Source organism: Neorhizobium sp. BT27B (genome assembly GCF_050455485.1).
Taxonomy (GTDB): domain Bacteria; phylum Pseudomonadota; class Alphaproteobacteria; order Rhizobiales; family Rhizobiaceae; genus Neorhizobium.
On the sequence record NZ_JBCIYT010000008.1, the window covers coordinates 174,383 to 199,567 of the forward strand.

The window sequence follows — 25,185 nt, forward strand, 5'->3', positions numbered from 1 at the left end:
CGGCCTCTCCCTTTTTCCATTCAGAATTAGACAAACCGGAAGACCAGATCATGCCCGCCACAGCCGACCGTTTGAAAAACGTCTCCATCTCCGCCTCCGCTGCCATGACGCAGCGTGCCCGCGAACTTGCCGCCCAGGGGATCAAGGTGGTCAGCCTGTCCTCCGGCGAGCCGGATTTTCCGACGCCGCCACACGCCATCGAAGCAGCCTACGCCGCAGCACTTGCGGGTGACACGAAATACCCGACCATGGACGGTACGCCGGCCATGAAGGCGGCGATCATCCGCAAGTTCAAACGCGAAAACAACCTGACCTATGAGCCGAACCAGATCGTCGTGTCGGGCGGCGGCAAACAGGTCATCTTCAACGCAGTTCTCGCCACCTGCAATCCGGGCGATGAAGTCGTCATCCCGGCGCCGTCCTGGGTCAGCTATGCGGATATCGTCAAATTTGCCGGCGGCGTGCCGGTCTCTGTGCCATGCCCGGAAAATGCCGGTTTCAAGCTGCGTGCAGAAGACCTCGAAGCAGCGATCACGCCGCGCACGAAATGGCTGTTCCTGAATTTTCCGAACAACCCGACGGGCGCTGCCTGCTCGCGCGCGGAAATGGCGGCAATCGCCGAGGTCATGCTGCGCCATCCGCATGTCTGGATCCTGACCGACGATATCTACGAACATCTCGTCTATGACGATTTCGAGTTCTGCACGATCGCCGAAGTCGAACCGCGTCTTTATGATCGGGTTCTGACCATGAACGGCGTGTCCAAGGCCTATGCCATGACCGGCTGGCGTCTGGGCTATTGCGGCGGACCGAAGGATCTCATCGCCGCGATCAGCAATGTCAACGGCCAGAACAGCGGCGGCACCTCGACCCTGACGCAGGCGGCCGCCGTTGCCGCACTTGATGGTCCGCAGGATCTCTTGAAGGAACGTTCGTCCATCTACAAAACCCGCCGCGATTACGTGCTCGGCCGTCTGGCGGAAATCGATGGCCTGCGTGCCCACAAGCCGGACGGTGCATTCTACATTTTTCCGAACATGTCGGAACTGATCGGCAAGACCACCAAGGGTGGCCGCAAGATCGAAACAGATGTCGACTTCGTCATCGGTCTGGTCGAGGAACACCATGTCGCGACCGTGCAGGGTGCGGCTTACGGCATGAGCCCGTATTTCCGCATTTCCTACGCCACAAGCATGGAAATGCTGGAAGAGGGCTGCAACCGTATCGCCCAGTACTGCCGAGACATGAAGTAACCGGCCTTTCGGCCGATCCTGACGGTCAGGTTTTCAATCTGGCCGTCAGTTCCACGAGAATATCCTTCACCGCGACCGCAGGTTCCGAAAGCGGTGTCTGATCGGAAACGCAGAGCGACAGCGTTTCCTCGATGCGCGGCGACACAAGCCGGCAAATCAGCTTTTCGCTGGATTCTGCAATCAGCCGGTCGGCAATGGCCTTGGGCATGATCGTGACCCCCAGCCCCCGGTCAACGGAGCGGCTGAGTGTTCTCACAATCTCCACCTCCGCCACCACTTTCAGCTCGACCTTGCTGCGCGAAAACGCGGTGTCGACCGCACGGCGCACGAAATTGTAAGCCGGCGGCATCAGAAACGGCAGGCCGTCGAGTGCCGTGACCGGAACCGGCGCATCGCTTGCCTCGATTTCGAAATCCGGATGCGCGACGACAAAAAACTCTTCCTTCAACAGCGGTTCGAAGCGCACGCCCTTGATCGGTCCGACACCATGAATGAGCGCCATTTCCAGGCGGCCGTTCATGATCATCTGGCTGTAGGTCTGCCCGACGCTTTCGGTGAGATGCAAAAGGATGCCGGGATGGCGTTTTCGCGTTTTCGCCAGAAGCTCCACCGAAAGAGTTGCCGCGCTGCTGAAAGGCACGAGCCCGACAGAGACGCGTCCCGCCAGTGATCGGCCGGCGGTGGCAACATCCGATTGAGCTTGCTCCATCTGCCGCAGGATGATCTGCGCGTGGCGATAAACTGCCTGACCGGCATCCGTCATCGTCACACCCTGCTGGCTGCGAATCAGCAGTTTCTGCCCGAAATGATCCTCCAGCGCTGCCAGCTGCTGGCTGAGCGCCGGCTGGGCAAGATGCAGGATATCGGCGGCGCGCGTGATGCTGCCGCTATCGACAATGACGATGAAGGATTTGAGGCGCCGGATATCCATTATGGTCGATGCTGCCTGTGTTGTTACCATCGCAAATGAGGTCGCGAGCGGTTTGCGACCTGCTGTTGCACGATTGAAGAGAAAACCTAGCCGCTTGATTTATAAAGCGCAAATGAAGCCTTCCGCAACACGTGCGGACATCCATAACGCTTCCTTATTAGCCCAAAACTAATCGGTCTTAGGCAAGTGAAAAAAGCTTCGCTAGTCTCATATCAACAAAGGGGATCGACATGCCATTTTCCGACTACAAGACTGCTCTGGTAACCGGCGCTTCGTCGGGAATCGGTGCCGCTGTCGTTGAACGACTGTGCCGAGAGGGCCTTGAAGTCCACGCCGTCGCGCGTAGCGCCGAGCCGCTGCGCGCGCTTTCCGAGCGTACAGGCTGCATCGCCCATGCGATTGACGTGACGGATCGGAAGGCCTTGGCCGCACTGACGGGCCGGGTGGCATTCGACGTGCTCATCAACAATGCTGGTGTCGACCGGCCGAAGAAGTTTCTAGAGGCGGAAGATGGCGATATCGATCTGCTGATCGATGTGAACCTGCGCGCCGTCCTGCATCTCTGCCGCATGGTGGTTCCGGGCATGGCCGAGCGGGATCGTGGTCATGTCATCAACATTTCCTCGATTGCCGGCAACTACAATTTCGGCGGCAACTCGACCTATCATGCCGTCAAGGCGGGTGTCGCCATGCTGTCGAACCAGCTGCGTATCGACACTTTTGGCAAGCGCGTGAGGGTGACGGAAATCTGCCCGGGCCGCGTTGCGACCGACATCTTCAACCATGTCCACGGCGATGATCCTTCGATCCGCGAGCGATTCATCGATGGTTTCGAACTGCCGCAGGCTTCCGATATCGCTGATGCGATCGCCTTCGCGATTGCCGCACCTGTTGCGGTCAATATCGGGCATATGGAAATCACGCCGACCCTTCAGGTGATGGGCGGTCTGCAAACGGCAAAGCCGCAGACCCCTGCCGCCAGTCCCGAAGGGACCAAGCGGTGAACGGGTTTGATCTCTCTGCAATCCTGACCAATCCTGACTATATCTCGATGCTGCTGCACGGCATCCAGATGACCTTTATCATCTATATCGGCTCGTGGACGCTGGCGATGACGCTGGCCATCCTGCTCCTTGCTCTGCGCGTCTCGCCACTGCGCATCGGTGAACCGATCGTTGCCGCTTATGTCTCCTATCACCGCAACGTGCCGACACTTGTGCAGTTGATGCTCTGGTATTTTGGCATTTTCACGCTGATGCCACAGGGCCTGTCGGACTGGCTGGCCAACAACAATGCGGAAGCGATTTTCGCGGTTGTCGGCCTTGGCCTTTGTCAGGCCGCCTATTTCAGCGAAGACCTTCGTTCCGGACTGCGGTCGGTCAGCCCCGGCCAGATGGAAGCGGCGCAGGCGCTCGGCCACGGTTATGCCTCTGCCATGCGCTTCGTGATCATGCCGCAGGGTGTGCGCAATGCGCTGCCGCCGCTGATCAACCATAGCGTCTCGCTGTTCAAGAACAGCAGCCTTGCCATCGTCATCGGCGCGCCTGAACTGACCCATGCGATCAAGGAAATCGAGAACATCAGTTTCCGTACCTTCGAGATCTACATGATCGGCACGGTGACCTATCTGTTCTTCTCGCTCATCATCATGGGGATCGGGGCCTATATCGCCATGCGAGCCGATCCGGCGCGGAGGGCACGCGCATGATCCAGGATTTCATCACCATCATTCAGGACTACTGGCTGCTGCTTCTGATCGGCCAGTACCCGAACGGGCCGCTTGGCGGTCTCGCCAACACACTGATCCTGTCGGCGCTTGCCATCGCCTTTGCTTTCCCGGTCAGCATCCTCATGGCACTCGCCCGCCTGTCGAAATGGTGGTTCCTGCGCTGGCCGATGACCGCGCTGGTCTATGTCACCCGCGGCGTACCGCTCCTGATGCTCATCCTGTGGTGCTATTTCGTCATTCCGCTCTGGACCGGCGCCGACGTGCCGAGCTTCCTGATCATGCTGGTGACCTTGGTCATCTATCAGGGCGCGTTCCTGAGCGAAGTCGTCCGCGCCGGCATCGTGTCGTTGGGGCAGGGGCAGATGGATGCAGCACGTGCCCTCGGCCACGGCTACATGAGCGCCATGCGCTTCGTGATCCTGCCGCAGGCGCTCTACAACATGATCCCGAGCATGATTTCCACCTTCGTCTCTACGATCAAGGACACGACACTCGGCTACGTCATCAACGTGCCCGACCTGACATTTGCGGCAAGCCAGGTAAACAACCAGCTTCTCACTCAGCCCTTCCAGGTCTTCCTCATTCTCGCGGTGGTCTATTACATCCTCTGCTGGAGCCTGACCTTTGTCGCCAACAGCGTCGAGCGACGGATCGCTCGCCGCCGTGCCGGGCCGCGCAATGCCCGCCTGCCGGCTGAAGCCGCACCTCTCAAGACCATTACGGAGCAGCTATGAGCACCTCAGTGTCCGAACCGCAGGCCGCCCAGGCGATCCGCATTGCCGATGTCTGCAAGAACTACGGCGATTATCAGGTTCTCAAGAACATCAATGCCGAGGTGGCGCGGGGCGAAGTGGTGGTGATCTGCGGCCCGTCCGGCTCTGGCAAGTCGACGCTGATCCGTACCGTCAACCGTCTGGAAGAGATCAACAGCGGCGGCATCAGCTTCGAGGGGCAGAATATCCACGCCCCGATGCGCGGCAGCGACCTCAACAAGCTGCGCAGCCGCATCGGTTTCGTGTTTCAGAGCTTCAACCTGTTCCCGCATCTCTCAGTCGTCGAAAACGTGTCGATGTCGCCGATCCGGGTAAAGGGCGTGGCTCCGGACGTGGCGCATGACAAGGCGCTCAAACTGCTGGACCGCGTCGGTCTGGCCGACAAGGCGAATTCCTATCCCGGCCAGCTTTCCGGTGGTCAGCAGCAGCGCGTCGCCATCGCACGTGCGCTCGCCATGGAGCCGCCGGTCATGCTGTTCGATGAGCCGACCAGCGCGCTCGATCCGGAAATGGTCGGCGAGGTGCTGAGCGTGATGAAAAGCCTGGCAGCCGAAGGCATGACCATGCTCTGCGTCACCCACGAAATGGGCTTTGCCCGCGATGTCGCGGACCGGATCTGGTTTATCGATGCGGGCGAGATCCTCGAAACCGCACCTCCCGAAGAGTTTTTCAAGAATCCACGACATCCGCGCGCTCAGCGTTTCCTCGCTGATCTGCGGCACTGACTGCCTTCCACATAAAATAACAATGGAGAACAGCAAATGAACTGGAAATTCGCAACTCTCGCAGCGCTCGTCGCCAGCACCGCTGCCGTGTCGCCTGCAAAAGCAGACCAGCTTGCCGACATCCTGTCGGCCAAGAAGCTGCGCTGCGCAACCTTTGCCGATGTGCCGCCGTTCGCAGCACCGGACCCGAAGACCCGTGAAATGGCCGGCTTCGACGTCGATCTCTGCAATGCCATCGCCAAGGAACTGGGCGTTACGGCGGAAGTGAAGCCGGTTTCGGTTGAAGCCCGCGTGCCGGAAGTCAAGCTCGGCCGCGTTGATATCACCGTTGCCAACCTTGCCTATACACAGAGCCGCGCCGAGCAGATCCAGTTCAGCGATCCCTATTATCTCGCCAAGGAAATGCTGATCGTTCCGGCCGCCGACGAAGGCAAGGCCAAGGCGGATTACGTCGGCCAGCGTATCGCCTCGGCCAAGGGGTCGACGTCTGAAATGTCGATCAAGCTCAACAAGTCCGAGCCGCTGACCTTCCAGGATACCGCCTCCGCCTATCTCGCGGTCCAGCAGGGCAAGGCGCGCGGCATGGTCGCCAACACGATGACGACGACGAAATTCGTCAACGAATCGAAGAACCGTGGCAAGGAAATGCGCATGATCGAGGAGCCGATGCTGTATCAGCCGATCGGTATCGGCATGCAGAAGGACCAGCCGGCGCTGACCGCCAAGGTCAACGAAATCCTGCGCAAGCTGGATGCCGATGGCGAGATCAACAAGATCTGGGACAAGTGGCTCGGCCAGGGTACCGAATACAAGATGACCCGCACCGACAAGGTCGTTCCGCTGTCCGAACTGAAGTTCGATCCGATCCCGTAATCTGACGGCGCAAAGCGCCTTCCGGTTTCAATTCAACCACAATCGAAGAATTGCCGGCGGCGGCAGTCTTGCCGCCGTGCGGTTTATCTATGGCCTCGAGGAGGGCCCAATGGCACATATCAAAGACATTTCCGAACGTCCCTCCAAGGAGGATCTGGCAGCGATTTCGAAATTTTCGCCTGCCACCATTCACGAGGCGCAAGGCCGCCGCGGCGCGCTTTCGTCGCGCCTGAAACCGGTCGATTACCGCATGAAGCTCTGCGGCCCGGCATTCACGGTCAAATCCTCGCCGCGTGACAACATCATGCTGCAGCTGGCGATTAATTACGCCAAGCCGGGCGATATCATTGTCGTCTCTGCCGGCGAATACGAAGAAGCCGGTTCGTTCGGCGACGTGCTGGCCAATGCCTGCCTTGCCAAGGGTATCGGCGGGCTGGTCACCGATACCGGCGTGCGTGACACGCTGCAGCTTCGCGATCTCGGCTTTCCGGTGTTCTCGCTCAGCACCTGCATCAAGGGGACCGTAAAGGAAACGCTTGGCACCACCAATGACAGCATCATCGTCGGTGGGGAAATCATCAATCCGGGCGATGTGATCGTCGGCGATGCCGATGGTCTGGTGGTCGTGCGCCGTAATGAAGTCGCTGAAGCTGCAAAGCTTTCGCAGGCTCGCGAAGACGCAGAGGCCGGTTTCATCGAAGCCTACAAGGCGGGCGCCTCGGTGATCGAAGTCAGCAAGCTCGAAGAGGTTTTGAAGGCCAAGGGCCTCACCGTCGACATCTGAAAACGCAGGCGGGAAGCGTCGGTTTCGATCGCTTCCCGTTATCGTCTATCCTGACTGCAAAATGAAAAGGGCGGCCTCATGGTCGCCCTTTCTGCGTTACGTGGTCGCGAGCCGGTTCAGGCCAAGAATTGCCAGATCGGCAATCATCTCCGGCGTGTTGTCGATATTGACCACCACGACGCCATCTTCCACATCCGGGCGTTCCAGCGTCGCCAGCTGGCTTTCCAGAAGGCTGGTTGGCATGAAATGGCCTTCCCGATTGCCCATGCGCTGGGTCAACAGGGCTTTGCTGCCATCCAGAAACATGAAGGCGAGATTTCCACCCGCTGCCGCCCGCAATCGATCGCGATAGGTTTTTTTCAGAGACGAGCAGGTCAGTACGATGCCGCTTGTCGCATGATCGGCCAAAATTTCGCCGATGCGATCGAGCCACGGCCAGCGATCCTCGTCGTTCAGCGGCGTACCCTCCGACATCTTGGCAATGTTGGCCTGAGGGTGAAGGTCATCACCCTCTTGATAGGGCAGACCAAGCACCTCGGCGAGACGCATGCCGACGGAACTCTTGCCGCAGCCGGCAACGCCCATCACCACGATGGGGCGCCGGATCGCGTTTGCCTCAAAGGCTGATGGTGATGCCGCCGTCGACATAAAGCGTGTGTCCGTTTACGAAAGAGGAGCCCTTGCCGGACAGGAAGACCGCAGCGCCGACCAGTTCATCGACATTGCCCCAGCGGGCTGCCGGCGTGCGCTTTTCCAGCCATGCGGAAAATTCCGGATTGTCGACCAGCGCCTGATTGAGCGGTGTCTTGAAATAACCGGGAGCGATCGCGTTGACCTGAAGGCCATGCTTGGCCCAATCGGTGGACATGCCCTTTGTGAGATTTTTGACGGCGCCCTTGGTGGCCGTGTAGGGCGCAATTCCCGGACGGGCCAGTTCGCTCTGCACCGAGGCAATGTTGATGATCTTGCCGTGGCCACGGGCGATCATGTGGCGGGCAACTGCCTGGCCGACATAAAACACGCTGGAAATATTGGTGGTCAGAAGCTGCTGCCATTTGTCGATCGGAAAATCCTCTAGCGGCGAGCGATGCTGCATGCCGGCATTGTTGATGAGGATATCGATCGAGCCGATCTCGGCTTCGATCCTGTCGATGCCTGCCGCGACGGTTGTATGGTCAGTCGCATCGAAGGCGACGGCGTGTGCTGTGAAGCCGTCGGCGGTCAGTTGATCTCGTGCTGCATTGAGTTTGGTCTCATCGCGGCCGTTGAGAACGATGGTTGCTCCATGTTCGGCAAGCCCGCGCGCCAGCGCTAGGCCAATGCCCTGGCTCGATCCGGTGATCAGCGCGGTTTTACCCGTCAGATCGAACAGCGGAAATGACATCAGAAATTCCTCCCGGTCCATAAGGTCGTTTGTCATTGACATAAATGTTATCGATAACATAAGCAATCGAAAACACAGCTCGGGAGAGAGAAATGAAACCGCAGATCCTCGTCATCGGCCCTTATCCGGAATGGGACATGGTGGAGCTTGAAAAGAGCTACGACGTAAAGAAACTCTATGAAGCCAGTGACCGCGATGCCTTCATCGAAGGCGAGGCAAAGCAGGTGACGGCCATCGCCACGCGCGGTGAGCTTGGTGCCTCGGCCGAACTGATCGCCAAGCTGCCGAACCTGCAAGTCATTTCGGTCTATGGCGTCGGTTACGATGCGGTCAATCTGGATGCCTGCCGCACCCGTGGTATCCGAGTTACCAATACGCCTGATGTCTTGACCAACGATGTCGCCGATCTCGGCGTCGCCATGATGCTCTGCCAGTCGCGCGGCATGATCGGCGCGGAACAGTGGGTCAAGGACGGAAGCTGGGCCGCCAAGGGTCTTTATCCCTTGAAGCGCAAGGTCTGGGGCCGCAAGGCAGGCGTGCTCGGGCTTGGTCGTATCGGTTTTGAAGTCGCCAAGCGCCTGCGTGGCTTCGATATGGATATCGCCTATAGCGACGTTTCCGAAAAAAACTATGCCGATGGCATGACCTATATCGCCGATCCTGTGGCGCTTGCGCAGCATGCCGATTTCCTGTTCGTCACGCTGGCAGCTTCCGCCGCGACCCGCCATATCGTCTCGAAGAACGTGATCGAGGCACTTGGCCCGGAAGGCATGCTGATCAACATTTCGCGCGCCTCCAATATCGACGAAGCGGCACTTCTGGACGCGCTTGAGAGCGGCGCGCTCGGCTCTGCCGCTCTCGACGTGTTCGAAGGCGAGCCGAAACTCGATCCGCGTTTTCTGGCACTCGAAAACGTGCTGCTGCAGCCGCATCATGCGTCGGGCACGATCGAGACCCGCAAGGCGATGGGCAAGCTTGTGCGGGATAATCTGGCTGCCCATTTCGCCGGTCAGCCGCTTCCCACTCCGGTCATTTGAGGTCGTGCCATGAAAGCTGTCGTCATTCATTCGGCAAAAGACCTGAGGGTCGAGGAACGCGAAGTCGAAACGGCCGGTCCGGGGCAGGTGGATATCTCCATCGAGGCCGGTGGCATCTGCGGGTCGGACCTGCATTATTACCACCATGGTGGTTTTGGCACCGTGCGCGTGCGCGAGCCGATGATCCTCGGCCATGAGGTCGCCGGTCGTGTGGTGGCGCTTGGAAGCGGCGTCTCCCATCTCGCTGTCGGCGATCGCGTTGCTGTTTCGCCAAGCCGTCCCTGCAACGCATGCGATTATTGCCTCAAGGGCCAGCAAAACCACTGCCTCAACATGCGCTTTTACGGCAGCGCCATGCCGATGCCGCATATTCAGGGTGCGTTTTGCCAGCGTCTGGTTGCCGAAGCCTGGCAGTGCCACAAGGTGGGTGAAGGCATTTCCATCAACGAGGCTGCTTTCGCCGAGCCATTTGCCGTGACATTGCACGCGGTTTCCCGCGCCGGTTCATTGCAGGGCAAGCGTGTTCTGGTCACCGGCTGCGGCCCGATCGGCGTCCTGTCTATCATTGCCGCCCGTCTGCATGGCGCACGCGAAGTGGTCGCAACAGACGTGATGGATGCGGTGCTGGAGAAGGCAAGGGTGATCGGCGCTGATCGCACCATCAATGTCGCATCCGAACTGGAAGCGCTGAACGCCTATACGGCCAACAAGGGTTATTTCGACGTTCATTTCGAGGCGTCCGGCAATGAACGTGCCGTTCGCTCGGGTCTGGAAGTGCTGAAGCCGCGTGGCATCCTCGTCCAGCTTGGTCTGGGTGGTGATATCTCGCTGCCGCAGAACACCATTGTCGCCAAGGAAATCGAGGTGAAAGGCACGTTCCGTTTTCACGAGGAATTCGGTCAGGCCGTCGATCTCATCAACCAGAAACGGGTCGATTTTTCACCGCTTCTGTCAGAAATCTATCCGGTTGCCGATGCGGTGAAGGCGTTCGAGGCTGCCGGTGACCGCGGTCGCTCCATGAAGGTGCAGCTCAGCTTCTGAAACAAATGAAACCGGTCACGTGCTGTCGCGCAGCAGCACGTGATAACCGGTCCTTATGGTCGCCGTATCGCTGCGGTTTTCGAGCATGGCGATCATCTGCTCAGCAGCCTGCGCGCCGATCCCGTAACTGTCGACATGGACGGTGGTGATGCCAGGTTCAGAAACGGATGCAATCTCGTAATCGCCGAAACCTGCAATGGCGATATCCTGCGGCACGGCAAGCCCCATTCTCCGGCATTCCATAATAGCGCCAAAAGCAGGAAGGTCGGAAACGCAGACGGCTATTTCCGTATCGGGAAAGTGGGTCAGCAACTGTCGGATCGCCTCACCGCCATGCAACATGCGAAACGGCACAGCATCGATCTCGACCTTTCTGATGGCCTCCAAACCGTGGCTGGTCAGCGCCCGCTCGAAACCGAGGCGACGTTGATGGCCACGTGTATCGGCCTGCTCCGAGCCTCCGATGAAACCGAATTTCGAATATCCCTTGTCGATAAGGCCGCACACAAGCGCTTCCATGGCCGCAGCATTGGAAAAGCCGACGACCGCTTGCACGGGATCTTCGGGCATGTCCCATGTTTCGATAACGGGTATGCCGGCATTGGCAAGCATGGTCCTGGCCTTCGGCGTATGCTTGCCACCCGTGAGGATAATCCCTTCGGGACGTCGCCGCAGCATGGATTCAATCAGTTCTTCCTCCCGTTCGATCGAATAGTTCGTATATCCAAGAAGAAGCTGCATGTTGGTCCTGGCCAGCGTGTCGGTCATGCCGCGGGCGGTATCTGCGAAATTTGAATTGTCGATGGACGGAACAATGGCGGCGATGAAGCCGCTGCGGCGTGAGGAAAGGCTGCCCGCCGACTGGTCGAGAACATAACCAAGCTGGTCGACTGCGACCATAATCCGCTCGAGCGTTTCCTTGGCGATATAGGCATTGCCCTTGAGCGCACGCGAGACCGTCATCGCCGACACGCCGGCAAGCCGTCCCACGTCTGCCATCGTCGGAGGACCGTTATTGCCTTCGGTTGGCCGCTGCGCCTGCTCGATCGGCATCTTTTCTCCTGTCATGGTATGCACCAACTGAAAGCGCGCTTCTGAGCGCGCGTCAAGGCAGGCATGCTATTTGCGCAATCGTTTGTGGGAGGGAGCCGGTCAGGCGCATGATCCGATCTGTATTGAGGCTCTTGAACGGGCGCTATCGCGCACGGTGTTGAAACAGGCTACCTGACAATCGGATAATCGCCAGGCTGTTCTGGTCCCGACACCTACCAACGCAGGAGATACCGGCCGAGCAGCGTGCCGACAAGGCCACAGAGCAGGATGCCGAGCGTGTACCAAAGTGCCACGAAGGTCAGGCCATTTTCGATGCAGCCCCAGCTGTAGACCCAGGCACCGATGGAGCCGGCCGTCATGCCGGCGATAAAGCCGGCAAGATGCGCGTGGGTCGGCGCGGCGCGGCGGAGAAACCAGAACGTCGCCGCCATCAGCGGAGCGCCGGCCGCCAGAATGATCATCGGGCAGAACCAGTAGGAAATTCCCATGATCAGCCGATGCTGCTCTACCGGTGAGGTTGATGCATTCAACTGCAGAATGCCCAGCATGACCAGCAACGCATAGATGATCAGTGCGGGTATTGCAGCGCCCAGAGGGCGGCCGCCGGGACGTGCCACGCTTATCAGTGCCGCCAAACCGACGATGGAAAGCAGCAGGGGATAGGCGGATTTCGCCCAGAAGGCGAACTGCCACAGGGCGGCGGAAATATCGGGGCGAAAACCGTGGCCCAGCAGAATGAACGCCGCCGACAGCGCGAGACCGGGCAGAAGCGCCAGGACCAGCAACCTGTGCAATGCGGTCTTGCGCACCGGTCGCAGGTCCTTCACCAGTTCATTGATCATATCATCCGTCTTCGCCACGTTCGCCTCTCAATCTCGCGGCCAGTGCCTTGATGCCACGGTGCACGCCGATCTTCACCATCGCCTCACTTCTTTGCGTACTAGCCGCCGTCTCGGCTACGGAGTGCCCTTCCAGCCGAACCTGCCGGATCATGTCGCCTTGCCATGCCGGCAGGCTGGCCAGCAGACGATGGACATCCATGTTGGCGGAGATGGCGTCTTCACGATAGCCGTCCACCACATCGCCAACTGTCTCCAGTCCGATGTGAACACGGCCACCCGAGCGCCGGTGATGATCGACCAGCTTGTGGCGGGCAATCGTGAAGAACCACGCCGTGAATGGCCGTTCACGATCATAGGTGATCCGGCGCTGATGCAGGGCGAGCAACGTATCCTGCACCAGATCCTCCACATGCGATGCCGCAGAGCCGCCAAGCCGTCGCGCATAATAACTGATCAGAAGATGCCGCAGCATATCGAGCAGGCAGCGATATGCCACCTCGTCCCCGTTAAGGGACAAGAGCATCAGGGTTCTCAACTCGGGTTCGGTCAACTGCTTCATGTCGTTTCCGCTTCATACGGCCTGACCGGAAAACGGTTACACGGCGGACGAAAGAAAAGCGAGAAACCGCTCCTGCCGTTCAATCAATCACATCGCCGTGATGGTTGTAACCGATCAGTCCGCCCATCGAATGAGCTTTCCGTGAACCTTCGGCGCAACATGCGACGAGCACATCTATTGGGAGAATCATCATGAGAACGCGTCTTTTCACCACCACCTGCCTTGCCGCCCTTCTCGGCGTCTCACTGGCAAACGGCATCGCGCAGGCCCAGACCAGCAACGACGCCATGAAGAAGACCGATACGATGAAGTCGGACACAATGAAGTCCGGCACGATGAGCAAGGATGGCATGAAGGCCGACTGTATGCACAAGGCCGGCATGGAGAAGGACAGCATGAAAAAGTCCGACATGATGAAAGCCTGCGACGCGATGAACTAATCGGCTTTCGCCCCTGCAACCCGCAACTGTTGCAGGGGTGGCCTCGTAGACAGTGTGATCCCATTTCCGTGAGAAGAAATCCATGGACGCCTCTTCAAAGCCCGCGGCCACAAGGCGCATGCTTATCCGCCGCCATAACCTCCCCGTGCGTTTGTCGCACTGGTTGAATGTGCTGTGCATAACGGTGCTGCTCATCAGTGGTCTGCAGATATTCAATGCCCATCCGAGCCTCTACTGGGGGCAGTACGGCGCCGACAACGATCCTTCCATCATCGCGATGGAAGCGGTCGAGGATGGCGATGCGGTCAAAGGCGTCACGCGGATCGGAAGCATGACCTTCAATACGACCGGCGTGCTCGGCGTTTCAAATGTCGATGGTGAACCGACCGCACGTGGATTTCCTGCCTGGGCGACATTGCCGAGTTATCAGGACCTTGCCGCCGGCCGCCGCTGGCATTTCTTCTTCGCCTGGCCTTTTGTCATCAACGGCCTGATCTATCTCGCCTACGGAATTTTTGCGCGTCACTTCCGTCGGGATCTTTTGCCCACCAGACATGAGTTGATGCCTGCCCATCTCGGGCACGAAATTGCCGAGCACGCGCGGTTGCGGTTTCCCAAAGGCGAAGCGGCGCGCCACTACAATGCCCTGCAGAAACTGACTTATCTGTTGGTAATATTCATCCTGCTGCCGCTGATGATTGCCACAGGCCTCACCATGTCTCCCGGGTTCAATGCCGCCGCGCCCTGGCTTCTGGACCTCTTCGGCGGGCGGCAGTCGGCGCGCACATTGCACTTCATTACCGCGACCGCCCTGATTTTGTTCGTTGTCGTTCACGTCGCCATGGTTCTGGCCTCCGGCTTTTTCAACAACATGCGTTCGATGATCACCGGTCGTTACGCCATCCGGGTCGAGACTCCCATGGAGCCAAAACAATGAGCCGTCTGATCACCCGCCGCCGGTTCCTGATCGGCTCGACCTTGACGGCTTCCGCCCTCGGCCTCAGTGGCTGCGATGCACTCGTTGAGAACCCCAGCGTGCAGCAAGCCCTGCGGATGGCGGAGGGGTTGACCATGCGCTCGCAGCGCCTGCTGATCGGTGACAATACGCTGGCGCGCGAATTCACTCTCGCAGACATCTCGCCGACATTCCGGGCCAACGGCACCAGCATGCCGGATGGCGCGCAATATCAGGCGCTGCTTGCCCAGAAGTTTTCACAGTGGCAGCTGGACATAGGCGGTCTCGTCGAGCGGCCGACAAAGCTGTCGCTGGCGGCGTTGAAGGCGATGCCAGCGCGCACCCAGATCACCCGGCATGACTGTGTCGAAGGCTGGAGCGCAGTCGGCCAGTGGAGCGGCGTGCCGCTCGGCGCCGTGCTGCAGATGGTTGGCCTCAAGCCTGAGGCGCGCTACATCGTCTTTCACTGCGCCGACGAATACGAAAAGAGCCTCGACGGCAGCGGCTGGTATTACGAGAGCATTGATCTGGTCGATGCATTTCACCCTCAGACAATCCTCGCCCACTCGATGAACGGACACGATCTGGAAGTGCCACACGGCGCGCCTTTGCGGCTGCGGGTCGAGCGGCAGCTTGGATACAAGCAGGCAAAATATCTGATGCGCATCGAGGCGGTAGCCGATCTGTCCGGCATCTACGGCGGTAATGGCGGCTTCTGGGAAGACCGCGGCTACGAATGGTACGCCGGCATCTGAATGCGACAATCCAGTTCCTGGGGCAGATCATTCCGGCTGCTCCTGAAACCGGCGGATTTAACCCGCGTCCACCGGTGGTTTGAGACAATAGGGCTCTCTAAAGGAAAACGATATGCGATCCATTTCCAAGATCATTCTTACAACGGGGACCTCGATCATCGCAGGTACAATGCTGGCGATGTCGGCCGGGTTGACCGCGCAGGCCGCCGATACGCTGCGCGTCCGCGGAACAGTCGAAAGTCTCGACGGCACGACGCTGGCCGTCAAGACGCGTGAAGGCACCGATGCCAAGATCATGCTGAAGGATGGCTGGCAGGTATCAAGCGTCGCCAAGGCATCGATCGACGACATCAAACCGGGCGATTTCGTCGGCATCGCATCGCTGCCAACGGAGAGTGGTGGTGATGGTGCGCTGGAGGTGCTGATCTTCCCGGCAGCGATGAAAGGCACTGGCGAGGGTAGTTACGCCTGGGACCTCAAACCCAATAGTTCGATGACAAATGCAACCGTGGCTGATGCGGTCAAATCCGTCGAGGGCCATACGGTCACGGTCACTTACAAGGGTAAGGAAAAGAAGATCGCCATCCCTGAAGGCACGCCGGTCGTCACGTTCGCTGCCGCCACCGTTTCCGACATCAAACCGGGTGCCACCGTCTTCATACCATCGGAAAAGGCCGCCGACGGGTCGATTTCGAGCGGCCGCGTCGTGGTCGGCACCAACGGTGTCGTCCCGCCGATGTGATCATCGAAACTCTGCAAATACAGCGCGGCAGCTCAAGCAGGTGCCGCGCCTGTTTCTCCGATTGCCCACTTTTTGGGGCTAGTCGGGGCTTGTGCTCTGATCCACAAAAACTGGAGGGAAGATGGGTCTCAGGTCAATGGATAAAATGACGCGTTGCCCCTCGCGCCTAGTAGGACGAGGGGCTTTCGCGTTTCATTTGAAACTCCACCACGTGGAGTGTAATGCTGGCAATCGTCAGTCCGGCACATACCAGCAGCACCGCCCAGGTAATGAAGTCTTTCATCGACGTGATCCAAGCACCTTGAACCCCAGGAATCCGTGGATATTTGACGATTCAGGTCCAAAGGGCTTTTAGCGTTTCTACTTTTTCTTCGTCGGCGCAGGCGGCACGTGACAACCCTTGCTACGCATTGCGGCTTCAATCGCGTTGATCTTGCCCTTCGATACAGCAACATGGCCCTCTTTGTCGCCGCCAAAAGTGCTGGACATGGGGACGCCGGTCAGGAAAACACCAAAGGCATCACCGGTCGCAGCGTCGTTTTGCTGTTTCGAAACGGCTGCTAGCGCTTCACGCTCCTTGATCATCTCCTGAGCCAATGTATCGCACGAACCATTGGTATATGCCTGCATTGGGATATCGACTGGCACGATTGCATCTGGCCTCTTGGCGCAGCCGGTAACGGCCAGCGCGAGCGCCAGCATGACAAATTTCTTCTGCATAAATGTTTTGCCCCTGTCTAAATTAGACGCCCCCGCGTCCATGGATACAATGAGCGTATTTCGACTTATCCTGTCAATTTCGTAGAGCGTCGATCCCCATTCCTTCCAGGTATAATGGTGGGTTTGGTTAGCACATGCTTCTATCGACATAGGTCTTATTGCCATTGCCATTAATGTAATAGCAGCCACCTCGCGGACCTCTGATGTAGGTCCGGTAAGTCGAGATCGACGGGGCTGGCCGGCTGATCGCTGGAGCTGCCGGAAATGCGGCGGGCGTAGCCAGAGAATACCCTCCACCATATCCGCCAGGTCGAACGGATGCGGCGCGATTGCCACAAGGATATCCATGGGCATCCAGGTCCCAAGGATTTAAGCAGTTTCCGGTATAGGTCGGCGGTGGTCGATAATACGTGTTGCTAGATGCGCAGCCATTGGCGCAGGCGGCAACTGCCGTACCAACCAGCGCCACCGCCACAAGGGCGGCAGCAGCTTGGTCCTGCTTCTGCACCATCTCATGGCACTCGAAAGGTGAAACTCCCCTTTGAGCCAATTCTGTCAGCAATTGCTGCTGAAACATCGGGTCAGGCGATTGTAGGTATGTTCTGCATAAATTGACCTTTGGCACCTGCTTTGGATTGGCTGCCAATTGTGCCGGTGTCGTTGTGCAGTTCGCGAGAGCGAACGATAGAGATACGGTAATGCCTAGCCGTGTGATGCGAACGAATTCCAATGATGTTCCCCAAATGCCCAACGGGAAAGGGGCACAGCCAATCGGAGAGGTGAGTTGATTTAGTGTCGCAAAAGACGTTGTCCTCGTTCATCTTTGGCATCATCGTTTGTGGTGACAAGGCAGTACCTTGCCGTTTGGCACCAAGTGCCGAGTGCAGCTGTTTGGCATTGCAGGATGATTTGAAAACGTCAGATCTGCTCCCTGGCAGAGACGAGATTTTCATTTGCGGCCGGGCACACGCCGGCAATCGCAAGCTCCTGAACGATCGAGCGCAAGGCGATATCGAGACAGTATGTGGAAAACTTGAGACCCATCACATCCGCTTGTTGACGCGCGTACGATACGATGCGGCCCAATGCCAGCATGTCGTCGGCGCCTTCTTCCGAGACTGCGAGTTTATTGATCATAGTTCGCTCCTGTAACGTGTCGGTGTCAACTGCGATCAAACTAACCACAATGCGCGTCACAGCACCGTCAAATGAAAATCAGTCTTGGTCAGAGACTAGAAGATCATCATCCGAAGGATTTTCGATGGTGGGATCGGCGAGGCACTTCACCAATGCGAGAATACGCTGACGTGTTGGAAGGCTGGCGATTCTGAAAAACGCCTGATTGAGGGCAAATCCGTCGGAAGAAATTATGAACTGGCGCAAAGCCAGATGTTCGGTGTCAACCAGTGCAGCGGATGTCGGATCGGTATAGCCCTCGAAAAACGAGGCAACGTTCACATCGAGAGCCGTCGCAATTGCAACCAGTCGCGAAGCGCCGACCCGATTTACGCCTTTTTCGTACTTCTGCAGCTGTTGGAATGTGATGCCAATCTGAGACGCGAGACCTGCCTGGGTGAGGTGCATCGACTTCCTGCGTAGACGGATCTGGGATCCGACATGAACATCAATTGTATTGAGACTTTTTGCCTGCATGCCTGCCCCCAAGCGTTACGCCCCATGGTGCTCAATATTATGGTAGGGGGCGCGGTTAAGCAATGTGGGTATTTTTCGTGTCCAGCTCCCGGGATGGCTTGCGGAGCAGCACCTTCGAAATACATCGCAGGGCTCCGCAACGGCTCGCAAGGTGCGTCCACCCAAACACCCGTTCGATCCTAAATCCGAGGCTTTCCCAAAGGTTGACATTCGCCTCATCGATATCGCCCAATGCGTCGAAATCCGAAAATTGCGGAAGCCAGACGATCGGCCGCTCCTGTCCGACTCGAATGTCATTTTCGACAATGGCATTGTTGTAGAGCCGGGGTTGCCTTTTGTTCGTGTCAGGCGTGATCGCAAAGGCGACTGGATTGCGCAAAATCGCAAAGCCTTGCTCTTCGAGGAAGATTGCCGATGCATCGAGGCATCTGCTCGCAGTCGAGACAATGGGCGACGGTGTATCGCTTGGTACAGGCTGGCCTACGACTAGCAAAGGTCTCCCGTTTTTGTAAAGACCGGTGAGCGTTACGAACTGATCTATATGATATCCAAACTGGTGCATGGGCGACGGGCAGGTAGCTGCTGAACGAGACAACGCGATCCTGCCAGCTGGCTGTGCGGTGGCGCCTAGGTCGTCGACACGATATCCAAATAACGATACCGGGCGGTGGTCCAGCCTTCGAACAGCATCGATCCTTTCAATCTCAGAGTAACCTATGAGCCGAAAATCCGAGCCGACAAGTTGATTTCCACCATCAAGATGAAAACCCATTGCCACAACCTCTGCGGCGGTTAATCGCGCCAGATGGCGCGCCGGTCCATCGCCCGAGACAGCAAGATACCGTTGATTGCGGCCTACTGTCGGGTCCGGCGCTTTAACATGGAAGCCATCCTGGATCCATGGGCTGGTTATGGCATTGGCCGACGGGTTGAGCGGGCTCAGTTGGATCTGGGCATTCAGGTCCAGTCGGTCGAGCCACGCCTGTGCTTCCGTCGCGCACGCATCGTCGACCATCACGACAATTCGAACGTCCGTGGGAAATGCTTCTATCAGTTTGCCAATCGGTATGAGCGGCTGACACGGATCGGTTGCGGCCGGCGATCGCAGCAAGGCTGCCGGAATGGCTATTGCCAGCTGCTCGACGAGACCTCCGCAATCGGGGACCAGGCTCATCGTATGGGGGGGGCAGCGAATCGTGCCGCTTGCTCAGCGTTACGTGCGATCATTTCCTGAAAGAAAAGCGTATTCTGAAATCTCCAGGCGGGCCTTGCACCCGCATCGTGTCGGTGATTGTTGACGGCATCAAGCAGCATTTGGGCGTCCAGTCGCTTCACCGAAATTGCATTGTGCGACAAAAGTGAGGTCAGCTCCTGGCCAAGCTGTGCTGCTGTAACGATCGAGCGCCACGTACGCCGTGAAAAGTGAGTCCGGCGTGCGGCGTTGAGCAGACTATGGGCCTGCTCGTCCCCGATACGAGATTGCAATGCCCGGATGGTTTCCTCGGCATCGACAAGTGCGATTGTCACAGGCCGGAAATCCATATCGGGTGGGCCATGGAGGACGGCGACGTCGGCGTCGGAAATTCGTGATCCGTCACGATATTGTTCATAGATCTGACCGACACCCTTCATGCCGAAGCAATCGCATTCGGCTGCCCGAAGTGCTCCCATGCTCGCAGCGCCATAGACGGCGACACCCTTGGACAACGCAAAAAGCAATTCCTTGTGCCACACTGCGGCGCAATCACCGAACACGCCATCGATGAGACCGATTGTTCGAGCACCGACATTAATTGCAGCTAGAATGTCTCCCGATGCAGCCGGGGGGCAAAAGGTAATATTGGCATAAGCCGCGAGTTCCGTCTGATGGATCGATGGCCCGGCGAAAACGATCGTGCTCAAAATTCATGTCCCAAGAAAGCTGGCAAGCGCCGCGCGGCTCAACGCCGTCTGCGATGCAGTTGCCGTCGCCATGCCGCTGCCAAGCACCCTGACGACGACAATGTCGGGATAGCTCGTTTCAAGGCGGAAGAGGTAGAGATTGTTGACGCCACAGGAAAACAAGTGATCAGCGAGCCTTCGCCATACAGGGACTTTGCTAACGTCATCTGGAAGTACGAGCGAGTGCTGCCATTGAATGGCGGAGCCGCCGCCCCACCTGTTGCCGCGAACATCTTGGTCTGCCTCGTAGCGTTCATTGAAAAGATCGTCGCGGGCGCCGCTAATATGGGTCAGGCGCGCCTGTATGGCCTCTTGAAGCGCACTGCAGGCAGCTTCGGCGCCGCTCAAGCGACATGCTATGCCCGCCGCCGACCGTTTGCCTGGACCATTGTCTGTCATGAGCGAGCGAGGCAGGCTTGCCAGAATGACAGGGACGCCTGTGCTTCCGGTAAGGTTGAAAAATGTCGGCGTCAGTCCAAGTGCATCAAGTCGATCAACCAACCTGTCGAGATCCGCAGACTGCCCTTTTGGAAAGAACACAGTGCGCGTCGCTGTCATACGGGTCGAAAACGCTTCCACGATCGTACAGGCTTCGTTTTCGATCAGTTCGAGCATCGCGTGAAGCACTGCCTGATCAAAGTCGAAACCGGCAGCCAATCCTTGTGAGCTCATTACGAACGCGTCCCGATCCCAAGGGAAATCAAATCGAAAATCAAGCCCAACGAGTTCGAACGGCGCCACCACCACTGTATCGTCACGGGCAGAATGTCCCTTTACCCAGGCACGCTCTCGCGCCGGGTCGAACTTTTCAAGTATCACGCGCGATATGGCCTCAAGCGGAAGCACGTCGTAGCCACGGGCACGCATCTCGAAAAGAGACCCGTAATCACTCACATGCCGTTGCGTGTCTTCCGCCACGGCGCCTTCGATCGCTTCCATGACAGCCGAGAGCTTTGCTCGCTCGGCCGTCATTCCCTTGCCCTGCGATACGGAAAGGCCACGGGAATTGGGTCGAGTTGCGAACCAGACTGGCATGCCGATGACATCGAGGTCAGTGATGTCGCCAACACGCGTGATGCCGAAAGCTTTCAAGAGAAGCGGATTGTCGATCATCGTGTGCGGGACTTGGGTTTGGCCATGTGCTGGCCGGTTGACCTCGGCGAGTACATGGCCTTCATTTTTCATGGAGCGACGTTTGGTGTGTCGGATAGAATTGCTTCAAAAAGCTGGCCGGCAGGACCCCCCCGATGGTCCTACAGCTTTGAGAGCGCTTTCGATAGGCAGTTGCACGACGCGGATGAAGTCCCAGCCTTCGTCGACAACATCACCGACCAACGCGAAGTCCGCATCCGACACCACAGCGCCTGCAGCAATTATGGTCTCGATACCCTGAGCCTGTACCTGATCGAGATTGGTTTCGGGTTTACCATCCTGACCGATCAGCATTCCTTTGGCTGCGGCGGCAACGCGAGCATAACCGTCGATGCCCGGATGACTGGCTTCATATTCGGTGATGACCTCGTGGGAAACTGACGCGACGCGAAGTGGCGACGTTCTGATAAACAAAACGCCATTGCCTCTTTTTCCGATAACGTAGAATTGGGATTTAGACATGTTGCCTCTCTATTTGATACCGGCCAGTTGATAAGCATGTAACAACTTCTCATTTACCTCCGGATTGCGATCCGGAGATAACAGACTGATCTGACGGGCTGTCATCCCGGGATGATTTTCCTTCAGACGTCTTCCATATTGCCGCGCGGTCACGAGATCGCCGTTCAAGGCATGGCTGACTGTCAGAACGCGAAGCGCAGGTTCGTCATTTTCCATTCGGCTGCACAGCTCCAAGGCAGTCGTGTAGTCCTCGCGTTTCAGTGCGATGCTCGCGCCTGCCCACCAGTAGATATCCGGTGCAAACGGATTGAGATCGAGTGCGCGTTTGAAGCGCTCCCACGCGGGATCGTTTTGGCCAAAATGCGCCAGTGCATCCGCATGCTGTAAAAGCAGGTCTGCAGAATTCGGAGCCAGTGCTTCTGCTTCGAGAAACTGCTCTGCCGAGGCATCGAAGTCACGTTGATGGAGCGCGATGACCGCCCCCATCCAATGTCCGATGCCGGAGGCTGGATCGATCGCAACGGATGCTTCGGCCTCGGCCTTTGCCCGGTAAAGCAGGTGGGGATCGGTGCCCCCAAGCATTAGCCACTCAAGTTGCAGCGTCTGGGCAATCCGCCCTCTGGCAACGGCCATGCCATGATCGAGTTCCATCGCCTTGCGAAACTCCGAGCGGGCTCGTCGCAAGATCGGCAGGTCACATTTCCCCCGCAGGAGTTGCTGGCCAGACAGTAGATGGAAATAGGCAGATGGATCATCCTTTCTGGACGATGCCAGTTGCCTTTGCTCCAGATTTTCGGCAAGGCCTGCCGCCACTTGCCGGGATAGCATCCGGAACGCGGCCGGCATGTCGAACTGATCAAGCGAAAGTTCCAGCGACCATACGATCTCGTCAGACTGTTCGGAAATGAGCGAGACGGATGCCCGCATGTCACCGAATATGGTCGTCCTGACCACATAGTCCGGCCGCAGCGTGGACAATGGCTTCTTTCCACCTGATGATGTGACGGCGTAGGTGCTCTGTGGCGCCAGAACAGTGAAAGTACGGTAGCGTACGAGACTGTAGGCGACGTCCTCGACGAACGACTGGACAAGGTCCGGTGCGGGTGCCCTGTCGGAACCACACGGCATGGCGAAAGCAACCCGCGCTTTTTCGACACGCGCTTTTGCGACCGGATCAGGGGCATATTCGGCAAAATCAGCATGGATACGGCGTTTCAACGCCAGCGTTGCCGGCTCGGGCGATCGGGCTTCATGGCGCAGCATCCGGGTTAATTTTTCTGAGATGCGCTCGAAGCCGGGCAAATCACCCTGTCGGGAATAGGCCAACATGACGACCCGATATGTTTCCTCGCGCTCAGGGTCTACGGCAAAAGCGCAATCCGCCACCACAGAGATCTCGCCGTATCTCTGACCACCAAACCGGGTCATGTCATCGAGTAAACTTGCCATCGATGAAAAGAACACGTCCTTGAGGCGGGCGCGTTCGGATAACAACCAAAGATGCAGTTGCTCCTCGCCTTCGCAGCCCATGAGCAAATCGCCACGAAACTCAAGGACTGCTTGCAGGCGGGTCTCTACATTTCTTTCCGGGATAGCCTCGAGAAAACGGGCGAGATCGGAACGGAAGGCCAATGGGCCGGCGGAAAGGCTGGCACCGGATGCAATAACGAGCGCGGCCTCACCTGAAAATTGCTGGAGTCGCAACAACAGCTGGCGCAGGTTGGCAAGCGCGCGCTTCTGGTCGGCATTCTCCCACAAAAGACAGGCAGCGACCTGGCGTCCCAGACTTTTCCCGGGCGCAAGGAGGAGCGCGGCGATCAGCACATATCCCTTCAACGGGAAAAACGTTTCGTGATCCGCAAAATGCGGCACGCCGAAGAAACGCAAGCCTTTAGGATTATCTGAAGCTGTCACTTTGTCACCCACCAACAGCATCTAACTACGAACCGTGCAAAAATGAAAGTGATCATAACTCCCGTTTGACACTGCTGTGACGCAACCTTTGCGAAAATCTTCCGAGCTGCGCCTGTCAGGGGTGCATTAGTGACATGCAATGATGATGACTGATGAGATGAAATCGCCTCTTTCTTTCACACGCCCGTATTTGGCGTTCTCGTCAATGATGGAGCCGTATCAGCGCGCCGATGATGTCGGATATGTCGTCACGGAGTTCATGTCTTTTAAAGGTAGGCCATATTACCCCATTGGTGCCTTGACCTCTGCGCGAGTGACCCCCGTCCATTTGACTGCACGAAATCCCGATGAGGCGGATGAGGATAATCTTGACCTTATTTTTCGCATGCGCGAGGCCGAAGGCGGCTATTTTTTCGAAATTGTCCTGCGTTGCAGCCAAGGGACGCGTTATGGCGGATGGATATGGGGTTACGAAATCGAAATTCTCGACGAGGTGGTCGAAGGCTATCATGTCCTTTCGACCCACGATGGCAAAAATAGTTGGCGCTTCACATATTGCAGCCAAGCCGAATGTTATCGAAGCCAGGGTTCTCTGCCCGTGGAAAAAAACGTTCTTGATCGACGCATTCTCGGGCCGGGCTCGTGAGCGCTGCGCGGAGCGCCACTAATATTAGAGCGAGAAGATTACAATGAGAGAACTGCCCCCTACCAACCAGAGAGACGTAACAAGCAGGGCAGTGACGAAAAACAATCGCAGGCGCATCTGGCTGGAACTCTTTCAGACATTGAAGGCCAACCGTTGCGTTAAGGGGTCACGCAACGGTTGGGATCAAACCGACAGGAGACGGGTTGTCCATTGCCAATGAAATGGAGTGCGTCACACCAGCGTCACGCCACGGTGGGAGGCGACGTTTTCGTAAGAAGGCGTGACGTGATGATTGGATATCGCATTCCCAAGCAACCTTATGGAAAGCTATCGGATCGTGTTTCAATTTGTCGGAGCTCGAGGCTCCAAAGGTTTCATAGGCTGTTGCTATCGCAGGTCCGACATAGCGGGCCGCAGGTTCGAATCCTGTCAAGAGCGGACCAACCCAGGAAGCTGCCAAGATGCGAGGTCTCAATTTCGCGTTACAAACCATGTGCTCTTTGGGGTAATCCTGACGTCCTGCTCAACGACGTCGATCAGTCTTCCTCTAGCCGTCTCGCATCTGCATCCGCGCAGGCGGCTATGAAATGAGACCGGGAGATTTCCGGATGAACACCGTTGGTGAGGGCGTGCTGACAGAAATCGAAAGCGCGCCAATATATCGGACCGGACCTATGGCTCAGGTTTTTCATGTGCCGCAGGGCGTCCGCCGGACCCGAGATTGTCTTGGTCAAAAGCGGGCCGTCGCCGACATAGACCGGGGACTTCCAACGCACTGTGAAGTCGACTGCGACTAAGCCCATCGCGTCCTCATAGGTTTC

At 57.8% G+C, this 25,185-nt stretch carries 29 protein-coding genes; 15 read left to right on the forward strand and 14 right to left on the reverse strand.

Going from position 1 to position 25,185, the window contains the following annotated elements:
- Positions 1-50: 50 nt before the first annotated feature.
- A complete protein-coding gene (locus AAIH70_RS21410) occupies positions 51-1,253 on the forward strand; it encodes a pyridoxal phosphate-dependent aminotransferase (RefSeq protein ID WP_132277830.1) in 1,203 nt (400 codons plus the stop codon).
- 25 nt (positions 1,254-1,278) lie between these two features.
- On the opposite strand, the gene nac is transcribed toward AAIH70_RS21410, so the two are convergent.
- Positions 1,279-2,184: a nitrogen assimilation transcriptional regulator NAC gene (nac, locus tag AAIH70_RS21415; RefSeq protein WP_430035482.1), complete on the reverse strand. Its 906-nt coding sequence runs from the start codon at positions 2,182-2,184 to the stop codon at positions 1,279-1,281.
- 230 nt (positions 2,185-2,414) lie between these two features.
- On the opposite strand from nac, the gene AAIH70_RS21420 reads away from it, so the two are divergent.
- The 6 genes from AAIH70_RS21420 to AAIH70_RS21445 all read left to right on the forward strand — a co-directional run bounded on the left by AAIH70_RS21420 (position 2,415) and on the right by AAIH70_RS21445 (position 7,068).
- Complete coding sequence (locus AAIH70_RS21420) at positions 2,415-3,188, forward strand: SDR family oxidoreductase (protein WP_132277834.1); 774 nt, start codon at positions 2,415-2,417, stop codon at positions 3,186-3,188.
- Positions 3,185-3,892, forward strand: a complete 708-nt coding sequence (locus tag AAIH70_RS21425; RefSeq protein WP_132277836.1) for an amino acid ABC transporter permease — start codon at positions 3,185-3,187, stop codon at positions 3,890-3,892. Before AAIH70_RS21420 ends, AAIH70_RS21425 begins: the two co-directional genes overlap by 4 nt.
- Positions 3,889-4,647 (forward strand): amino acid ABC transporter permease, encoded by a 759-nt coding sequence (locus AAIH70_RS21430; protein ID WP_132277838.1) that lies wholly within the window; start codon positions 3,889-3,891, stop codon positions 4,645-4,647. Before AAIH70_RS21425 ends, AAIH70_RS21430 begins: the two co-directional genes overlap by 4 nt.
- Complete coding sequence (locus AAIH70_RS21435) at positions 4,644-5,411, forward strand: amino acid ABC transporter ATP-binding protein (protein WP_430035484.1); 768 nt, start codon at positions 4,644-4,646, stop codon at positions 5,409-5,411. Before AAIH70_RS21430 ends, AAIH70_RS21435 begins: the two co-directional genes overlap by 4 nt.
- A gap of 36 nt (positions 5,412-5,447) precedes the next feature.
- On the forward strand, positions 5,448-6,284 hold the full coding sequence (locus tag AAIH70_RS21440; protein WP_430035486.1) for an ABC transporter substrate-binding protein: 837 nt from the start codon (positions 5,448-5,450) through the stop codon (positions 6,282-6,284).
- Between the two features lie 109 nt (positions 6,285-6,393).
- A complete protein-coding gene (locus AAIH70_RS21445) occupies positions 6,394-7,068 on the forward strand; it encodes a 4-carboxy-4-hydroxy-2-oxoadipate aldolase/oxaloacetate decarboxylase (RefSeq protein ID WP_430035488.1) in 675 nt (224 codons plus the stop codon).
- Between the two features lie 96 nt (positions 7,069-7,164).
- Here AAIH70_RS21445 and AAIH70_RS21450 read toward each other — a convergent pair whose 3' ends face one another.
- Together AAIH70_RS21450 and AAIH70_RS21455 are read right to left on the reverse strand one after the other, a co-directional pair.
- Entirely contained in the window at positions 7,165-7,716 is a 552-nt protein-coding gene (locus AAIH70_RS21450; protein WP_430035490.1) for a gluconokinase, read from the reverse strand.
- Positions 7,685-8,452: an SDR family oxidoreductase gene (locus AAIH70_RS21455; RefSeq protein ID WP_430035492.1), complete on the reverse strand. Its 768-nt coding sequence runs from the start codon at positions 8,450-8,452 to the stop codon at positions 7,685-7,687. Before AAIH70_RS21455 ends, AAIH70_RS21450 begins: the two co-directional genes overlap by 32 nt.
- Before the next feature lie 92 nt (positions 8,453-8,544).
- Between AAIH70_RS21455 and AAIH70_RS21460 the strand changes: the two genes are divergently transcribed.
- Both AAIH70_RS21460 and AAIH70_RS21465 read left to right on the forward strand, forming a co-directional pair.
- The gene (locus AAIH70_RS21460; protein ID WP_430035494.1) at positions 8,545-9,489 is read left to right on the forward strand and encodes a 2-hydroxyacid dehydrogenase; all 945 of its coding nucleotides are present in this window, start codon (positions 8,545-8,547) and stop codon (positions 9,487-9,489) included.
- A 9-nt stretch (positions 9,490-9,498) separates the two neighbouring features.
- Entirely contained in the window at positions 9,499-10,530 is a 1,032-nt protein-coding gene (locus AAIH70_RS21465) for an L-idonate 5-dehydrogenase (RefSeq protein WP_430035495.1), read from the forward strand.
- A 15-nt stretch (positions 10,531-10,545) separates the two neighbouring features.
- Here the strand turns inward: AAIH70_RS21465 and AAIH70_RS21470 are convergent, their stop codons facing one another.
- The 3 genes from AAIH70_RS21470 to AAIH70_RS21480 all read right to left on the reverse strand — a co-directional run bounded on the left by AAIH70_RS21470 (position 10,546) and on the right by AAIH70_RS21480 (position 12,984).
- Positions 10,546-11,598, reverse strand: coding sequence for a LacI family DNA-binding transcriptional regulator (locus AAIH70_RS21470; RefSeq protein WP_430035497.1), 1,053 nt, complete (start codon positions 11,596-11,598; stop codon positions 10,546-10,548).
- A 197-nt stretch (positions 11,599-11,795) separates the two neighbouring features.
- Entirely contained in the window at positions 11,796-12,443 is a 648-nt protein-coding gene (locus tag AAIH70_RS21475; RefSeq protein ID WP_430035499.1) for an NrsF family protein, read from the reverse strand.
- Positions 12,427-12,984, reverse strand: a complete 558-nt coding sequence (locus tag AAIH70_RS21480) for a sigma-70 family RNA polymerase sigma factor (protein ID WP_430035501.1) — start codon at positions 12,982-12,984, stop codon at positions 12,427-12,429. Before AAIH70_RS21480 ends, AAIH70_RS21475 begins: the two co-directional genes overlap by 17 nt.
- 191 nt (positions 12,985-13,175) lie before the next feature.
- Here AAIH70_RS21480 and AAIH70_RS21485 point away from each other — a divergent pair, with 191 nt between their 5' ends.
- From AAIH70_RS21485 to AAIH70_RS21500, 4 genes are all read left to right on the forward strand, one after another.
- Positions 13,176-13,424: a pentapeptide MXKDX repeat protein gene (locus tag AAIH70_RS21485; RefSeq protein WP_430035503.1), complete on the forward strand. Its 249-nt coding sequence runs from the start codon at positions 13,176-13,178 to the stop codon at positions 13,422-13,424.
- A gap of 82 nt (positions 13,425-13,506) precedes the next feature.
- Positions 13,507-14,361 (forward strand): cytochrome b/b6 domain-containing protein, encoded by an 855-nt coding sequence (locus tag AAIH70_RS21490; RefSeq protein ID WP_430035505.1) that lies wholly within the window; start codon positions 13,507-13,509, stop codon positions 14,359-14,361.
- The gene (locus AAIH70_RS21495; protein WP_430035508.1) at positions 14,358-15,134 is read left to right on the forward strand and encodes a molybdopterin-binding protein; all 777 of its coding nucleotides are present in this window, start codon (positions 14,358-14,360) and stop codon (positions 15,132-15,134) included. Before AAIH70_RS21490 ends, AAIH70_RS21495 begins: the two co-directional genes overlap by 4 nt.
- 112 nt (positions 15,135-15,246) lie before the next feature.
- Positions 15,247-15,876, forward strand: coding sequence for a hypothetical protein (locus tag AAIH70_RS21500; RefSeq protein WP_430035510.1), 630 nt, complete (start codon positions 15,247-15,249; stop codon positions 15,874-15,876).
- A 360-nt stretch (positions 15,877-16,236) separates the two neighbouring features.
- On the opposite strand, the gene AAIH70_RS21505 is transcribed toward AAIH70_RS21500, so the two are convergent.
- The 6 genes from AAIH70_RS21505 to AAIH70_RS21530 all read right to left on the reverse strand — a co-directional run bounded on the left by AAIH70_RS21505 (position 16,237) and on the right by AAIH70_RS21530 (position 21,375).
- Positions 16,237-16,596 carry a hypothetical protein gene (locus tag AAIH70_RS21505; RefSeq protein ID WP_430035691.1) on the reverse strand — a complete coding sequence of 120 codons (360 nt, stop codon included), beginning with the start codon at positions 16,594-16,596 and terminating at the stop codon, positions 16,237-16,239.
- 918 nt (positions 16,597-17,514) lie between these two features.
- The gene (locus tag AAIH70_RS21510; RefSeq protein ID WP_430035512.1) at positions 17,515-17,733 is read right to left on the reverse strand and encodes a hypothetical protein; all 219 of its coding nucleotides are present in this window, start codon (positions 17,731-17,733) and stop codon (positions 17,515-17,517) included.
- 78 nt (positions 17,734-17,811) lie between these two features.
- Entirely contained in the window at positions 17,812-18,249 is a 438-nt protein-coding gene (locus tag AAIH70_RS21515) for a helix-turn-helix domain-containing protein (protein ID WP_430035515.1), read from the reverse strand.
- 55 nt (positions 18,250-18,304) lie between these two features.
- Positions 18,305-19,423 carry a hypothetical protein gene (locus tag AAIH70_RS21520; RefSeq protein WP_430035518.1) on the reverse strand — a complete coding sequence of 373 codons (1,119 nt, stop codon included), beginning with the start codon at positions 19,421-19,423 and terminating at the stop codon, positions 18,305-18,307.
- Positions 19,420-20,151: a TfuA-like protein gene (locus AAIH70_RS21525; RefSeq protein ID WP_430035520.1), complete on the reverse strand. Its 732-nt coding sequence runs from the start codon at positions 20,149-20,151 to the stop codon at positions 19,420-19,422. The genes AAIH70_RS21520 and AAIH70_RS21525 overlap by 4 nt, the downstream gene beginning before the upstream one ends.
- Positions 20,152-20,154: 3 nt before the next feature.
- The gene (locus AAIH70_RS21530) at positions 20,155-21,375 is read right to left on the reverse strand and encodes a YcaO-like family protein (RefSeq protein ID WP_430035522.1); all 1,221 of its coding nucleotides are present in this window, start codon (positions 21,373-21,375) and stop codon (positions 20,155-20,157) included.
- Between AAIH70_RS21530 and AAIH70_RS21535 the strand changes: the two genes are divergently transcribed.
- Positions 21,358-21,723: a hypothetical protein gene (locus AAIH70_RS21535; RefSeq protein ID WP_430035524.1), complete on the forward strand. Its 366-nt coding sequence runs from the start codon at positions 21,358-21,360 to the stop codon at positions 21,721-21,723. The genes AAIH70_RS21530 and AAIH70_RS21535 overlap by 18 nt on opposite strands.
- A 90-nt stretch (positions 21,724-21,813) precedes the next feature.
- Here AAIH70_RS21535 and AAIH70_RS21540 read toward each other — a convergent pair whose 3' ends face one another.
- Positions 21,814-23,739 carry a BTAD domain-containing putative transcriptional regulator gene (locus tag AAIH70_RS21540; RefSeq protein WP_430035526.1) on the reverse strand — a complete coding sequence of 642 codons (1,926 nt, stop codon included), beginning with the start codon at positions 23,737-23,739 and terminating at the stop codon, positions 21,814-21,816.
- Between the two features lie 118 nt (positions 23,740-23,857).
- Between AAIH70_RS21540 and AAIH70_RS21545 the strand changes: the two genes are divergently transcribed.
- Positions 23,858-24,364, forward strand: coding sequence for a hypothetical protein (locus AAIH70_RS21545; protein WP_430035528.1), 507 nt, complete (start codon positions 23,858-23,860; stop codon positions 24,362-24,364).
- 536 nt (positions 24,365-24,900) lie between these two features.
- Here AAIH70_RS21545 and AAIH70_RS21550 read toward each other — a convergent pair.
- Positions 24,901-25,167, reverse strand: coding sequence for a DUF982 domain-containing protein (locus AAIH70_RS21550; RefSeq protein ID WP_132277876.1), 267 nt, complete (start codon positions 25,165-25,167; stop codon positions 24,901-24,903).
- Between the last annotated feature and the right edge of the window lie 18 nt (positions 25,168-25,185).